13 protein-coding genes are annotated in these 15,007 nt (G+C 39.0%); 10 read left to right on the top strand and 3 right to left on the bottom strand.

Features of this window, described 5'->3' with window-relative positions; genetic code table 11:
- Window positions 1–281: 281 nt before the first annotated feature.
- Window positions 282–2,792, bottom strand: coding sequence for a PIG-L family deacetylase (locus CU635_RS03935; protein ID WP_101575877.1), 2,511 nt, complete (start codon window positions 2,790–2,792; stop codon window positions 282–284).
- Window positions 2,793–3,102: 310 nt separating this feature from the next.
- On the opposite strand from CU635_RS03935, the gene CU635_RS03930 reads away from it, so the two are divergent.
- From CU635_RS03930 to CU635_RS23195, 6 genes are all read left to right on the top strand, one after another.
- The gene (locus tag CU635_RS03930) at window positions 3,103–4,314 is read left to right on the top strand and encodes an ROK family transcriptional regulator (protein WP_101575876.1); all 1,212 of its coding nucleotides are present in this window, start codon (window positions 3,103–3,105) and stop codon (window positions 4,312–4,314) included.
- A 15-nt stretch (window positions 4,315–4,329) separates the two neighbouring features.
- Window positions 4,330–5,430: an extracellular solute-binding protein gene (locus tag CU635_RS03925; RefSeq protein WP_101575875.1), complete on the top strand. Its 1,101-nt coding sequence runs from the start codon at window positions 4,330–4,332 to the stop codon at window positions 5,428–5,430.
- A 15-nt stretch (window positions 5,431–5,445) separates the two neighbouring features.
- Window positions 5,446–6,552 (top strand): ABC transporter ATP-binding protein, encoded by a 1,107-nt coding sequence (locus CU635_RS03920; protein WP_101575874.1) that lies wholly within the window; start codon window positions 5,446–5,448, stop codon window positions 6,550–6,552.
- A complete protein-coding gene (locus tag CU635_RS03915; protein ID WP_101575873.1) occupies window positions 6,549–8,240 on the top strand; it encodes an ABC transporter permease in 1,692 nt (563 codons plus the stop codon). The genes CU635_RS03920 and CU635_RS03915 overlap by 4 nt, the downstream gene beginning before the upstream one ends.
- 16 nt (window positions 8,241–8,256) lie before the next feature.
- Complete coding sequence (gene argH / locus CU635_RS03910; RefSeq protein WP_101575872.1) at window positions 8,257–9,747, top strand: argininosuccinate lyase; 1,491 nt, start codon at window positions 8,257–8,259, stop codon at window positions 9,745–9,747.
- Between the two features lie 188 nt (window positions 9,748–9,935).
- Window positions 9,936–10,109, top strand: coding sequence for a hypothetical protein (locus tag CU635_RS23195; protein WP_180955575.1), 174 nt, complete (start codon window positions 9,936–9,938; stop codon window positions 10,107–10,109).
- Between the two features lie 294 nt (window positions 10,110–10,403).
- Here the strand turns inward: CU635_RS23195 and CU635_RS03905 are convergent, their stop codons facing one another.
- On the bottom strand, window positions 10,404–10,838 hold the full coding sequence (locus CU635_RS03905; protein WP_101575871.1) for a DMT family transporter: 435 nt from the start codon (window positions 10,836–10,838) through the stop codon (window positions 10,404–10,406).
- A gap of 347 nt (window positions 10,839–11,185) precedes the next feature.
- On the opposite strand from CU635_RS03905, the gene CU635_RS03900 reads away from it, so the two are divergent.
- The 4 genes from CU635_RS03900 (at window position 11,186) to CU635_RS03890 (ending at window position 14,063) form a co-directional block, all read left to right on the top strand.
- On the top strand, window positions 11,186–11,569 hold the full coding sequence (locus CU635_RS03900; protein WP_101575870.1) for a hypothetical protein: 384 nt from the start codon (window positions 11,186–11,188) through the stop codon (window positions 11,567–11,569).
- 588 nt (window positions 11,570–12,157) lie between these two features.
- The gene (locus CU635_RS23190; RefSeq protein ID WP_180955574.1) at window positions 12,158–12,304 is read left to right on the top strand and encodes a hypothetical protein; all 147 of its coding nucleotides are present in this window, start codon (window positions 12,158–12,160) and stop codon (window positions 12,302–12,304) included.
- 20 nt (window positions 12,305–12,324) lie between these two features.
- Window positions 12,325–12,705: a type II toxin-antitoxin system death-on-curing family toxin gene (locus CU635_RS03895; RefSeq protein ID WP_180956580.1), complete on the top strand. Its 381-nt coding sequence runs from the start codon at window positions 12,325–12,327 to the stop codon at window positions 12,703–12,705.
- A 569-nt stretch (window positions 12,706–13,274) separates the two neighbouring features.
- On the top strand, window positions 13,275–14,063 hold the full coding sequence (locus tag CU635_RS03890; RefSeq protein ID WP_101575868.1) for a TIGR00266 family protein: 789 nt from the start codon (window positions 13,275–13,277) through the stop codon (window positions 14,061–14,063).
- A gap of 263 nt (window positions 14,064–14,326) precedes the next feature.
- On the opposite strand, the gene CU635_RS23730 is transcribed toward CU635_RS03890, so the two are convergent.
- On the bottom strand, window positions 14,327–14,995 hold the full coding sequence (locus CU635_RS23730; protein ID WP_245917309.1) for a DEAD/DEAH box helicase: 669 nt from the start codon (window positions 14,993–14,995) through the stop codon (window positions 14,327–14,329).
- Window positions 14,996–15,007: the final 12 nt, after the last annotated feature.

Genomic DNA, 15,007 nt, shown 5'->3' with positions numbered 1-15,007 from the left:
CGCGGATATATCAAAATTTCCGCGGATATATTCAACAATTTCGTGGACATGCCAAAATTTTCGCGGATATACCAACCTTACCCGGATATTGAAGCCGCGCATCAACATTTGCTGCAGCATGAAGTAAAAGTCGAGTCCATTCAAATAGATGGCGATGTTAAGTGGTTTAAGTTTGAGGATTTAGAAGGCAATCGGTTAGAAGTCTGCTAGATTAAATAATCTATGGCTACTTCAATATTAAAAGAACAGTCCCCCAGCTAAAGCTGAAAGGACTGTTCCACTTAATTATTAGCCCCGTAACTAATGAGGTTTGTAAAGATTCTATATCCACCAGGTACTTGGCCTTGAATTTGACGATAGAATACCAGGTTTGTATAAAGGTATGTTCCTTCGCCATACTCTGCCATTAGAATACCTCCATTAAATGGCGCCTCATTAGGATCCCCCATACTCACAAAGGTTTCATATCGGCTATCCCACTGCATAGGATAATACAATCCTCGTTCCTGTACCCAATTGTCCCAGTCACTATCTGTAATTTTATTCGGATAGTTAAATAGGGGAGAATCCGGCTGTAACAATGTCACTTTTGCGTTCTCATCTGTTACTCTCCAACGAATTGATGGGTTTCCAATTGTTAATGGATATGGAGCCGTAGTGGCTGCGTTCCATCCATCATTTGGTTTGTGGTATTGTACAACTAGGTGTCCTCCGTTTTCAACATATTGATGTAGGCGGGCATTGTTCGCCACTAGATCGCTGCGAGACAAATAGGCACGTATACCAACAACGATCGTATCAAATTGACTTAAATCAGCTGTAGCTAAATCTGACTCAACTAGTTTCGTAATGTCCATCCCTGTATTGGATAGATAATCTGCTACTTTATCAAATCCACTGTCAATGTATCCCACTTTAAGATTATCGTGCTTTAACAATTCGAACGCTACACCATTTATCTGAGAAGGATGCTGGTAATAGAATTTCCCTATGTGATCATATTGGATCTCTTGAATGGTTGAGTCAAAGTCTCTCTCATTAACCTTGGCGGTAGCTGCAATGTTAAAGTCACCGCCTTGAATGTTGTCAGGTGGTGTTAGCACAAAGCTCACATCTTTCTCCTGTAAATGGTTTTCAAAATTCACTGAAGCCGTTCTTGGTGCAACATTCCATCCCTCTGGTATATTTAGTGACACAGCAGATTTGGTTTTACCTTGTCGATAGTTTTTAAGCTTGACGGTAACCGGAATCTCCTTTTGGACGTTGGCGGTATTCACAACAATATCTTCAGGCGCTAATGTTATACCGACATCAGGCAGGACCGCCACTGTGCCGTCCAAGTCTATTATTTGGCTAGTCTTTGTACCTGAACGTTCGAATTCTACAGTTGCTTGAATGACCGGTTCATTGTAAGCATGATAATATTCAGCTTTCGTTGAGACTTCCACTTCGTAAGTTATGGTTGCTGATTGACCTGGAGCAAGTTTTTTCACCCGATCATTAGTGGAAGCCTTCCAGCCTTTTGGAATGGCTAATTGAATAGCAGCCTTATCAAGTTTTTGTGCGCCTTTATTAACGAGGGTAACTGTGACAGTGGTTTTCTGTCCTTTTGTAAGTACATTGCTTGCGGCGGCAGCTTTAACTTCTAAGTTTGATGAAATAAAGCTTAAGTCATTTAATTGTTCCTCTTTTAAGGAAATCTTATGAAGTAGATCCGATCTTAGTTGTGGATTCAGCTTTGCTTTTTCGGTTGCCTTCTTCAATTTGCCCACATTTGTTATAGCGTCTTGGGTTCTTTTGAAAATGGTTTCATTATTAGGATAGGAAGCAACAATTGAATCTAACTCATTTTGGATTTTTGCAAACTGAACCTTTAAGGAATGCTCCTTTTTGGGGAGCACTTGGGCCCATTCGTTAAAGTCGTATGGTATTCCAGCGAAAAGGTCATAACTATTTTTCGTATTGACAGCACTATCGAGTAACTCCAGGTGAATTTGTCGTGGAGCAGCAGGGATATCATTACCCATTCCCTGGCTTTTATGCATATATCGGGATTCCTCGCCGAGCTGTGGATAAGTCATCTTATATATTGGGTCGTACATCCCTATCTCGATGGAGGTAGTGGCTGTTTCTTTTGATTCTGCAGGAAGAAAGATTTTTTTGACTTGCCAGACGGAAAGTCCTTCTTTTAATTGTTGTGGATAAACATTTGGATCCCCCGCATCCTTAAAGGCTCTTTCACTTAATATTTCCATTGCACGATGGTGCCCGTGCTGAGTGTGATCGTTTCTAAATGACGGCATAAGAATATCAGGCTGGTAGCTACGAATAAAACGAATCAAACGTTCATAAGTAAGGTCTTCTCCCCATTTTTCCAATGTTTCTTCAGGCGTCTTTGAGAAACCGAAGTCGTAAATTGGATCTGAGGTGGTTTCACTTAAATGATAAGCTTTTACACCAGTGATTTTAGCTGCTTCAATCATTTCCCTTGACCGAATAATACCGAGTCCGTTGTCCAATTCATTACCAATCTCATTTTGCCCACCTTCACCGCGGTTGGCGATAAGACTGGCAGTTTTTACACCAAGTCCTCGCGATAAATATGCCAGAAAGTCACTTCGCTCATCATCAGGATGGGCTCCAGTATTTAAGAACGTAACAGTAGTTTCTAGAGGTTTTAAAGCATTCCATAAATCAACATCCGGTTCCTTAGGCTCAGCAGCACTTCCGCCAATGGGTATTAGCGAAATGATTAATAGGAAAGACAGTAATCCAATAAAATACTTTTTCATTTTGTAACCCCTTTCATTTTTTTGAACTCTTCTATAACCCAACTCTCCTTTCGTTAAAGATGAGCAGTATGTTAGTTAATTTACCTAACTAACAGCTTAAACAACTCTCTATTTATCAATATCATATAAAAATATAAAAGTAAATATCTCTCTATTCAGAAAATTCAATATAGTTATTTAAGCCTGGTTGACATATATAATCAAATTTTTCATAAAATTTAAAATATATAGTTGTAAACGCTTTCTTGTTAAGTTATTATTTAGTTAATTAGTAAAACTTACTAACCAAAAAATTTAAGGCCGTGATGGAATGACTTTAAATGGAACACCAGCACAAATGAAATCAGTTAATAAAAAAAGGGTGCTTCAATGCATCCAAGAGAATTTTCCAATATCGAGAGCTGAAATTGCCGTGAAGGTAGGAATCAGTAAACCGACTGTTTCTTTATTAGTTGATGAATTACTACAGGAAAAATGGATACTCGAAAAAGGTACTGGTGAAGCCTCGTCGCAAGGAGGAAGGCGGCCGATTCAGCTTCATTTCAATGAGCGGGCAGCATATATAGTTGGAACCGATATTGGCGGCACAAAAGTAAAAACCGTCATTTGTGATTTATTCGGAAATATAATATGTACTCGTAGCTTTAAAACCAGCCAATATTTACAATCCGGTTTACTAAATCAAATTTCAAAAGATATTGAATATATGATTCAAAAGAGTAATATTGATAGTCAAAAAATATTGGGTATGGGTGCAGGTGTACCGGGAATAACGGAACAAACAAGTGGAGTTGTGATTGAGGCACCAAGCTTAAACTGGGTTCGCTATCCTTTTATCAAGGAAGCAAAACGCATTTTTCCTTTTCAGGTATACGTTGATAATGATGTTAATGTGGCTGCACTAGGAGAACAGTGGCTTGGAAATGCCAAGAATAAAGAAAATGTACTGTTTATCGCTGTTGGAACGGGAATTGGAAGCGGCATTATTATTCATAATCAACTGTACCGCGGTTTTTCAAGCGCTGCCGGTGAGTTGGGATATATGGTAACAGATAAAAATGATATGAAAAATGCATTTCAGCCTATTTTCCATCGATATGGATACCTGGAAAGTGTTGCTGGGGGAAAAGCAATTGGTGACAGGCTTACAAAATTAATACAACAGCAACCAAAGCACCCACTTTATGAACGAGCAAATGGAGAAGAGCTCCCAGGTGAAATGGCTTTTGCATTAGCAAGGGAAGGAGATAAGACTGCAATTGATGTCATCGAAGAGGCAGTTGAACATTTAGCCTATGGAATTATCAATGCTGCGTGTTTATTGAATCCAGAAGTGATTATTTTGGGAGGTGGTGTTTTAAAATCTTCTGAACTTATTTTACCTAGTTTACTAGAAATAGTGAACCAGTATCTGCCAAGTTCAGTAGAATTAAAAATCTCACAATTACAGGAAAACGCAGGGGTTTTAGGAGCAGTTTCATTATTCTTACGGGAGCATGAGAGTATTATAAAACTTAGGTAACTAGGGGGAAATTTAATGAAAAAGAAAAAGGTGTCCATCCTAACCACATTAACGATTGCTGCTGCTTTGTTGCTTTCAGCATGTGGCGGCACGGAGGAAAGCTCAAATACTACTGATAAATCAAACAAGCCGGAAGAAAAGACAGAAGAAAAGCTTGAAGAAAAAATCGTAGTTTATTCTCCACATGGCAAGGACATATTGTCAGAGTTTGAAACACAATTTGAAGCAGAATACGATGTCGACGTTGAATGGCTGGATATGGGTTCACAAGAAGTACTCGACCGTATCCGTTCGGAAAAGAATAACCCACAGGCAGATGTTTGGTGGGGAGCCCCTTCCACAAACTTTGACCAGGCTAAGGATGAAGGATTATTAAGCCCGTATGAACCATCATATGCAGGCAACCTTGATGACGGTTTTCATGACCCAGATTGGAATTGGTCGGGTACGAGTCAAACACCGGAAGTTATTATGTACAACAGCAAAGAACTGACAAAAGAGGAAGCCCCAAAGGATTGGGATGAATTGTTGGATCCAAAATGGAAGGATGAAATCATCATCCGTTATCCCCTGGCTTCGGGAACAATGAGAACAATCTTTTCTGCAATGATTTATCGTGATTTCAAGGATTCAAATGATCCTTCAAAAGGATATGAGTGGTTAGAGAAACTAGATGCAAATACGAAAGAGTATTCTGCAAATCCTGAAATGATGTACAACAAGGTGGCTAAAGGGGAAGGCAGCATTTCAGTATGGGCTATGCCTGATGTAGTAATGCTGAAGGAAAACAAAAACTATCCATTTGAATTTATTATACCTGAGAGTGGAACCCCAGTTCTGACAGAAGGAATCGCAATCGTAAATGGTGCGCCACATCCAAAAGCAGCCGAAGCCTTCTATGAATTTGTCAATTCACCTGAGGCTGCTAAGCTATTAGCAGAAAAATATTACCGAATCCCAACCAGAAGTGATGTAACAGACCTGCCTGAATGGATCACCGAAACCGAGATTAAGAGCATGGAGATTGACTGGAAAGTCTTCCAGGAACAAAGTGACGGTTGGATGAAGCACTGGGATGAAAATATTAAAAGCGGTGAGAAAGAAATTAAAGAATAGGGAAGTGTAGTTGGTATGGCGTCAATAAAGATTGATAATGTCCAAAAAGCCTTCGGTAACGTAATCGCAGTAGATCATTTAAACTTGGAAATCAAAGACGGAGAATTCTTTACCTTTCTGGGACCGAGTGGATGTGGAAAAACGACAACTCTTCGTATGATTGCTGGGTTTTACTATCCGACTAAGGGCGTTGTAAGATTTGGAGATAAAGATATGACGCGTGTACCTCCAGAAAAAAGAAATACGGGCATGGTTTTTCAAAACTATGCCCTTTTTCCTCACATGACGGTTTTCGAAAATGTCGCCTTCGGGTTAAAGGTTAGAAAAGTTTCAGGAAATGATCTTAGAACCCGGGTAAATGATGTGCTTCATAAGGTAAAGCTTGAAAAATATGCAGAACGTCAAGTGAGTCAGCTAAGTGGAGGTCAACAACAACGTGTCGCACTTGCCAGGGCATTAGTTATAGAGCCCGAAATTTTGCTCCTTGATGAACCGTTGAGCAACTTGGATGCTAAACTGCGTGATGAGATGCGAAGCGAAATTTTGCGTCTTCAGCAGGAATATAAGATTACTACGATATATGTCACTCATGATCAGGCTGAAGCCCTTTCAATGAGTGACAGGATTGCTGTCTTTAATTTTGGCGTATGTCACCAAGTTGGCACTCCATCTGAAATATATAATGAACCTGCTAACGATTTTGTTGCTGGTTTTATAGGAGAGATAAACCTTTTACCTGTTGAAGTTGAGGACTTCAATGAAGAAAAGGTTGAGGTTACAGCCCAGATCGGCCCTCAAAAGAAAAAAATAGTGGTACATAATCATCCATTTAATTTTAATCAAGAGAATCAAGGCAAGAGTGCCCTTTCGATTCGACCCGAAGCCATTAAAATTCATGAAAATCCGGTGGAAGGGTCAAACGTTTTAAAAGGGAGTATAAAAGATGTAGATTTCTTTGGCTCCTTAATAAATGTTCGCATTAGTATTGATGGTATCTTTTTGCAGGCGAATTTATTAAATAACATCAAGTTGGAGAATTTAAGAGAAGGAAAAGAGATATGGGTCGAACTCCCTGAAGATCAAATTCGCATTATACCAGTAGTGAGTGGTGAGGAAACATGATAAAAAATCGCGATACAAGACTTACTCTACTACTTCTGGTTCCTGTTCTCTTGGTATTGGTTGCGTACGTTCTATATCCCTCATTAAGGACTTTGCTAGAAAGCTTTAATAATGAATCAGGTGTGAATCTTCGAAACTATCAAGATTTCTTCACCCAGGAATCGAAAACGAATTTAGAAGCCTTATGGAATTCTGTTTATATTTCACTTCTAAGTGTAATTGTCAGCGCCCTTGTTGGAATTCCTTTAGCTTTCATTTTCAATCGATACGAATTTCCTGGAAGAAGTTTTTTCTCGACTGTCGCTATCATGCCAATCGTCCTTCCTTCACTGGTAGGGGTTATGGCTTTTATGTTTTTGTACGGAGAAACTGGCCTCATTCCAAATGCAATAAAGGACTTGCTTGGATTGGAGGAAGTGCCATTTAAAATTGGCGGTGTATCCGGAATTCTCGTTGTACACGCTTATACAATGTATGTTTATTTTTATATGATGGTGGCCTCAGCAATTAATAAAATCGATCCATCACTAGAGGAAGCCGCTTATAATTTAGGTGCGAGCAGAACCAGGGTTTTCTGGAAAGTAACATTTCCTTTACTGACGCCTGCTATTGTTGGCGCAAGCCTTTTAGTTTTTATGATATCGATGGCTTCTTTTAGTGCACCGTTTCTTCTAGCAGGCGGCTATCGCGTTTTGAGCCTGCAAATTTATTTTTCGAAAATTAATGGAGACATGGAGGTGGCTGCAACTCAGTCTGTCATTTTATCCATTGTTTCTATCGGGTTTTTATTGTTTATGCGCTGGTATCAAAATCGCAAAGACTATCGGATGGCTTCAAAAGGAATTGGAGCCCACCGGAGTGAAGTGAATAATCCAGTCTTGAAATGGATGTTGGTCTTCTCAGGCATTATTGGAGTCGTCATTTTACTGCTCCCTCATTTTACAATTCTCTTGTTGTCTTTAGTACCAGATGGAACATGGACTTGGCAAACCTATCCATCCGTATTTAATTTTGAAAACTACCATTTACTGTTCCAAGACCCGGAAATATTTAAACCTTTAAAGAACAGTTTATTATTGTCATTTATAGCAACCGCGGGAAATTTAATATTCGGTGTCTTAACATCATATGTGCTTGTCAAACGGAAGTTCATTGGGAAGAGCTTTGTCGACATACTGGTAATGATTCCTTGGGCTTTACCTGCAACCGTTATAGGGATGAATCTCATCTTTGCCTTTAACGAACCAAACGTATTCTCATTCGGAAATATTCTTGTCGGGACGTTTTGGATCCTGCCGTTGGCCTATTTTATCCGTCACATTCCGCTAGTAGTCCGATCTACAAATGCTGTACTGGAACAACTGGATGACTCAATTGAAGAAGCATCAAGAAGCCTTGGTGCAAAGTGGTTTTATACGTTTAGAAAGGTTATCCTTCCTATCATCATGCCGGGTGTTTTAGCTGGAACATTGCTGGCATTTGTCGAATCTGTCGGAGAATTCCCGACTTCTGTGCTTTTATACACTATCTCCAATCGGCCAATTTCGATTGAGATAATGAATCAATTGAGAATGTTTAATATGGGCCAGGCTGCTGCCTATGGAATGATCCAAATTGGTCTAATTGCATTAGTTCTTTTTATTTCAAATAAGTTTTTCGGTGTGAAAGCCGAACAATCCTTGTCTTAAATCGGAGCTGAAAACTATGAGCAAGCTACATGAGTTTATTAAGAATGAAGGAGAATCATTTCCTGGAAAAACGTATGCAGAAGAATTGTTAATGCCCGTTTTTAATGATCAGAGGGATTACCTATTCCATGTCATGTTTGATATTCATCGTGCCCACGTTATTATGCTGGCAGAGCAACAGATCATTCGAGAAGATGAAGCGAAAATTATGCTAGCGGGCATCAATAAAGTTGCTAAAACGGATATGAAGCTTTTATTCTATCAGCCCCAATTTGAAGATTTATTTTTCATGATGGAAGCCAAAATAGGTGAAGAAATTGGAGACGAATTAGCAGGTAAGATTCACATTGGACGCAGCCGCAATGATATGGGGATTGCCATGTACCGCTTAGTGCTGAGGGGGCATCTATTACAACTTCTTGGCAATTCTTTTCAATTAAGTGATGCACTCTTGGAAAAGGCAGAATGCCATAAAGAAACATATATAACCGGCTATACGCACACGCAGCCTGCACAGCCAACAACATTGGCACATTATTTCCTTGCGATTTATGATGTTTTGCAAAGAGACGTAAAACGTTTGTGGTCAGCCTATGAAACAGTTAATCAATCTTCACTCGGAGCGGCGGCACTTACCACTACTGGTTTTCCAATTAGCCGCGACCGGACATGTGACCTGTTAGGCTTTGACAAAGTGATCGAAAACTCGTATGACTCCATTGCAGGTGCCGATTATCTTTTGGAAACATCATCGGCTTTGATGACATGCATGATCAATACAGGAAGATGGATACAGGATTTTCTCCAGCATGTGACAAGAGAATTTGCGACTTTTTATGTAGCAGATCCTTATGTCCAATGCAGCAGTATCATGCCGCAGAAAAGAAATCCAGTTTCAATTGAACATTCTCGCTCTATTGCTAGCAGTGCATTTGGGGATGCGCTTGCGGCACTAAACATGGTTCATAACACGCCCTTTGGTGACATTGTTGATACAGAGGATGACTTGCAGCCCCATCTCTACAGGGCATTTAACAATGCAAATCGAGTAATGAAACTAATGAATGCTGTGATCGTCACTTTAAAGGTTAATGATGAACATTCAAAAAATATGGCTAAAAAATCGAGTATTACAATTACCGAGCTAGCGGATACATTATCAAGAGATTATGGGATTTCATTCAGAAAAGCTCATTCTATTGCCAGTTATATATCTAAGAAGACAATAAGTGAGCAAAAAGAATTGTATGATTGGAATATTCAAGACATAAACATCATGATCCAAGAATTTAAAGATGTGACATTAACTGAAGAAGAGTGGAAAAGGATTATTTCTCCAGAGTATTTCGTTGAGATTAGAAGCATAAAAGGTGGACCAAGCCCTAAAGAGGTTACGAGGATGATTAATGAAAGAAAGAATACTCTCAGGTGCCAACTTGATGAGTATCATCAAACTGTAGAGAAACTTAATCAAAAAAGAAACATATTATTAGATTTCTCTTTTTGAATCATGAGCGACTGAAATTTCAGGATTCGGAGGGCAATGGTTTGAAGTTTGTCATTTTAAAGAATAAGAATGGCACGAAACGAGATGTTCATGGCGAATGTTCTTGAGTATCTGCGGTATTAGGATAGTATAGGAAACTTGCTGTCAGCAGATAATATGGGAGATTTCACATTACAAGGAGGAAGCCCATGACACAAGAGAACAGCAGGCCTGAAAGCGCTCTAAACAGAGAAAATGATGATATGGATGGTGGACCAATAGGGGGTCGTTTAAATAGTGATGACTCATATAGCGACACTGGCTTAAACAATGCACGTTTAACTCGTAAAGCAGTAAAGAAAGGAAAAAATTCAGATCGGTAAAAAAGAGTATCATTTTTTCGATACTCTTTCTGACATGAAAATGTTAGTTTTCAAGCCTACTGTTGTCGATTTGCTATGATGTCAATAGTCTTTTGTAGTGCGTATGTACACAATCAATATATCCTCTTTTGAATGAACTCAGTGTTTTAGATGTGTGGAAAGCCAACGTACAAGATAATTAAGCAATCACCGTCGGGAGAACGGGTAGAACCCGCTAAAAAACTGGTGGATACACTGGTGTTCGCAGGAATCCCCCACTTCAAATTTTCGTTAGAAAAATAAGTGGTGGGTAGTTCAATTGTGGTTGAATAAAAACAATGAACAAAATAACAGGAACATCGCGATTATTTTTTTTGTATCGATCGGAATAGGTTTGCCCCCAAACCATCCAAAGTGATCAATAAGCACGCCGAAGATCAGTTGTCCTGCAATCACTGCAACTAACGCTGGTGCAACACCGATATTAGGAACAGCGAAAATCATTACACTGACATAAAACGCCCCCAATAAACCTCCAAACAACTGCCATTTGGGCACAGAAAAAACGGCACCAAGATTTCCTTTTCCAAAAAATAGAAGAAGAAAGAACAGAGCCAGAGTGCCGATTACAAACGAGATAAAAGCTCCCTCTAAAGCACCTGCCTTTTTCCCTAATCCACCATTGATCTGTGCCTGAAAAGCGACCGCCACCCCTCCAATAAATGATAGCACCGGAAAAATCCATTTCATGTTTTTCTCTCCCTTTGACCTTTGATTCTAATCCGCTAAAATAATACCCAAAGATCGAAGGTTTTTGACCTTTATCGTTTGGGTATTTTAATTGTTTAAAAAAGCATATTCTCATCATACACTAATTTCCCCTTTCATATCACTAACATGTATTAAGAGTCAATTGAGCAGGAACCTCATGTGAGATTGTAAGGTGGGGTCTTTCACATCCAGCAGATACAGAGGGTACAATTATTGAATTTTGTGATTATCCAGGACAAAACTAATTGAAGCTCAACTTCATGTAATAGTTTTCCCCATAACGCATATGATTGAATATCTGTTTGTTATGGGGGGATTTTTCAAGAATGATAACAGGAGAAATGCTGGTCAAATATTATGAGCTTAATAAAAAGAAAAAAGAAATTGAATTGGAAATGAATCAATTAAAGGATACATTTCATCACTACTTTGATGACCAGGTTGGATCCAATGATAAAGGTGAAATTACAATAGATGGCTACAAACTCCAAAGGCAAATACGAAAAACAGAGAAATTTAATGAAGAAGAAACAGTAAAAAGGCTAGAGGAATTACAAATGACCGATCTCATTAAAGTAGTAAAAAAACCGGATGATATAAAGATTAAGTCCGCGATTAACCTCGGACTTATAAAAACAGAGGATTTCGAAGGTTGTATCTTATCGACTACTTCACCGGCGATCACTGTAAAACCGGTGACTCCGAGATAGAGAGAAACAGAAATAGAATTTAAACTGGAATATCTACGTCACATGAGAATATAGATTTTTGGCCTGAATACTTAGCAGAAATAATGATGATTGGCACGTGTCAGCTGCTTTAATTTAGATTCGTTATCCTTAGGCCTGAATACTTAGCAGAAATAATGATGATTGGCACCCAGGAGAGAAGAAGATATTAGATTTTCGCGATATGGCCTGAATATTTAGCAGAAATAATGATGAGTTTGCACGGAATATAACCCGAATTATCTTTCTCTCTTATAAACGCCTGAATACTTAGCAGAAATGCTCCCAATTTTCAAAAACAATCATAAACTATGCAATATTTAAATACCATTGGTCCAGATTCAAACACAGCACGAGGAATTGAAGAACACTTTACAGATAAGATAGGCGCTTCACACATCATACGATGGTCTATATATTTTAGTAGAATTACACATAGAATAGTAGATATCTATAGTTTATTAGTGTAAAGTATAGTAAAGTAGGGTAAATAATTACCAGTAGTCAGGTTAAATATTTCTATTCTTGGACAGGCTTACATATATATGAAAGTATATGGGGAGGTGTCCAATGAAGAAGAAGGGTGATGACGAAAAAATGAACACAACAGCTATCAGAAAAATTCAAAAAACTGAACGTAAGAAGAAGGTCCAAGCAAGTTTTGCAAAAGCAGTTGCACGCAATGGCAAAGCTTTGGAGAGACTAAGTAAGAATTAATGCACATTGAGTATCTTAATGTGGAAGATGTAGAAGAGCTACACGATTTAGCACTTGCTGAATATGGTGGTTTGCCAGGAAGGGAAAAGAATAAACTTGAAGGGATTCTAGGAATACCATATGCAGGCTATGGAGATTTTGAAAAATACCCGTCAATCGTGGAAAAAGCAGCAGTATATTTATATTACCTGGCTAGTGGTCATGGTTTTATAGATGGTAATAAGCGAACTGCTTACTTATCAGTATTTACCTTCTTAGATTGGAACGGCTATGATTTAATCGTTCCCGATGATGAAGTTTATAGATTTATTATGCTTATAGCATGTGACAAAACTAGACCGCCCTATAATGACGCGGTGCATTGGATTGAAAAATATATGATTAAACAAGCTGAGGACTAGTCACTTCCGTAAACCTATCGGAGGTGGCTATTTTATTTTCTTCAATGTTACTTTGTAGATCAACAACCGAAAGTTATATCCTATTTCTGAAATAAATAGAACACAAGAAGACGCTGAAACTGATGTCATGATATCGGTGAACGATAGGGAATTTGACAGGGGGATAAGATAGTCGATTCTCATCAATCTGTATGCAACCGCATTTCTTTCGCGCTTCTTTTCAACTACAAAACTTTATATAAGATTGTACACAAAAAAGGTTTTGTGTAGCAAAAGATAGAATAGTTGTACTGAATGCATCGAACGACTATTATTGTTTCGTATGAAACTTATCAATCAGTAGGAACGTATCAGTATTTGAAGAGAAAGGAGTGATTTTTCTGCATGTGTAGTTAATAAAAGATTTAAATTAATTAAGGTAACTGTGAGTTTTACCTGATGTTGATAAAATGAATGTGAGTTAACGCACGCATCTCGGTGATTTAGACCGATTGATGACCATGAACCTTGTTTACGATCGTTGTGTTTTGTCAGCATCTAAGGTTCAAATAAAAACTGGAGGAATACATATGAATAACCATGAAATCGATTTTAAAATCTACGGCGACGACATGCAGTTCGTTGAAGTGGAGCTGGATCCAGGCGAAACAGTAATCGCGGAAGCGGGAAGCTTAATGATGATGGAAGACCAAATTCACATGGAAACGATTTTTGGGGATGCTTCCGGCGGGGGCGGTGGAATCATGGGGAAGTTGTTCGGTGCAGGGAAACGGTTGCTGACCGGTGAAAGCTTATTCATGACCACATTTACTAATCAAGGCCAAGGAAAAAAACATGTGTCCTTTGCGTCCCCTTATCCAGGAAAAATTGTGCCAATGGATTTAAGCCAGATGGATGGCAAGATTATTTGTCAAAAAGATGCCTTCCTGGCTGCAGCTAAGGGTGTTTCTGTCGGCATCGAATTCCAGCGGAAAATTGGAGCAGGATTCTTTGGCGGAGAGGGCTTCATCATGCAAAAGCTTGAGGGAGACGGTATGGCTTTTGTACACGCTGGCGGAACGATACATAAAAAAGAGCTGTCTCCTGGTGAGGTACTTCGTGTAGATACAGGCTGTTTGGTTGCCATGACAAGCAATGTGGATTATAACATTGAAATGGTGAAAGGGGTCAAAACTGCCTTGTTTGGGGGGGAAGGCCTTTTCTTCGCAACATTGAGAGGTCCCGGTACTGTATGGATCCAATCACTTCCATTCAGCCGGCTGGCCAGCCGTGTCTTTGCTGCCGCGCCCGGAGGCGGCGGCTCCAAAGATGAAGGAAGTGTTCTGGGCGGAGTGTTCAGGATGTTGGATGGGGATTGATTCCCAGCGTTCGATCCTGTTTTTCAATAAAGTCAAAAATGTAAAAAATAATCTATGACAACGATAAAACCCTAAATGCCAGCTGTTGAGTCGGATTTAGGGTTTTATCTTCGTTTATCCTACATCATCGTCCTAAACAATAGGAATAGCCCAATGATGGGGTTTGATGGTTTCTGACCATCGCATTAACATCGGAAAAGATGTTGCCGGATCTTCGTTTTAGTACCTCATATTAAATTTGTTGTGATGGAGACATACTCAAATTAAAACAACTTCATCTGTTCTGTGTGATTTGACTTCTCCCCAATTATATACCCCATGCTCTTATATCCGACTAACCGTTTATCAAACATACTTTTTAAAATGGGAATTTTAAGATCGACATAATCATACACTCTAACTTCTTGTTTATCGGCATGTAAACGATGTAAACGACCGACGTATTGCTGTAGTGTTCCTTTCCATGAAATCGGCATTGCCAAGAACAAAGTATCCAGACGGCTATCATCAAATCCCTCGCCAATATATTTCCCAGTTGCGATAACCAGCCGTTCATCACTAGCAGGAATGCTCGCCAATCTTTCCAGTTCTATTTTTTGCTCCTTTTTACTCATGTTGCCTGAAAGGACAATAATATTTTTTGCAAAACCAGTAAACTTTTGTTTAAGATTTTCAAGGTGTTCGATTCTTTCGGTTAATATAATAGGGGAACGGCCATCCTCTAATTCTTTTAAGACATCATCAAACAATAGATCATTTCGATTATTATCATTTAAAATCTTATTATATAGCTCTTGCATCTTCGTTTGCTGACATTCTAAATTTGTATACCTTGGAATTAGCCTGTGAAGAAACGGTCGGACTTTTGCCTGCGATTTTGCATCAGTTTTGTAGCGAATCGGGCCACATTGCATAAATAAGATAGGATGCAAACCGTCCTTTCG

This window comes from Bacillus canaveralius, from assembly GCF_002860125.1.
Classification (GTDB): domain Bacteria; phylum Bacillota; class Bacilli; order Bacillales; family Cytobacillaceae; genus Bacillus_BJ; species Bacillus_BJ canaveralius.
The sequence above is the reverse complement of the archived record's forward strand: the minus strand, read 5'-3'. Positions and strand labels throughout refer to the sequence as shown.

What these genes read in the sequence shown, in the direction of transcription:
- CU635_RS03935 (WP_101575877.1), bottom strand. Translation starts at nt 2,792, where the DNA reads ATGAAAAAGTATTTTATTGGATTACTGTCTTTCCTATTAATCATTTCG.
- CU635_RS03930 (WP_101575876.1), top strand. Translation starts at nt 3,103, where the DNA reads ATGACTTTAAATGGAACACCAGCACAAATGAAATCAGTTAATAAAAAA.
- CU635_RS03925 (WP_101575875.1), top strand. Translation starts at nt 4,330, where the DNA reads ATGAAAAAGAAAAAGGTGTCCATCCTAACCACATTAACGATTGCTGCT.
- CU635_RS03920 (WP_101575874.1), top strand. Translation starts at nt 5,446, where the DNA reads ATGGCGTCAATAAAGATTGATAATGTCCAAAAAGCCTTCGGTAACGTA.
- CU635_RS03915 (WP_101575873.1), top strand. Translation starts at nt 6,549, where the DNA reads ATGATAAAAAATCGCGATACAAGACTTACTCTACTACTTCTGGTTCCT.
- argH (WP_101575872.1), top strand. Translation starts at nt 8,257, where the DNA reads ATGAGCAAGCTACATGAGTTTATTAAGAATGAAGGAGAATCATTTCCT.
- CU635_RS23195 (WP_180955575.1), top strand. Translation starts at nt 9,936, where the DNA reads ATGACACAAGAGAACAGCAGGCCTGAAAGCGCTCTAAACAGAGAAAAT.
- CU635_RS03905 (WP_101575871.1), bottom strand. Translation starts at nt 10,838, where the DNA reads ATGAAATGGATTTTTCCGGTGCTATCATTTATTGGAGGGGTGGCGGTC.
- CU635_RS03900 (WP_101575870.1), top strand. Translation starts at nt 11,186, where the DNA reads ATGATAACAGGAGAAATGCTGGTCAAATATTATGAGCTTAATAAAAAG.
- CU635_RS23190 (WP_180955574.1), top strand. Translation starts at nt 12,158, where the DNA reads ATGAAGAAGAAGGGTGATGACGAAAAAATGAACACAACAGCTATCAGA.
- CU635_RS03890 (WP_101575868.1), top strand. Translation starts at nt 13,275, where the DNA reads ATGAATAACCATGAAATCGATTTTAAAATCTACGGCGACGACATGCAG.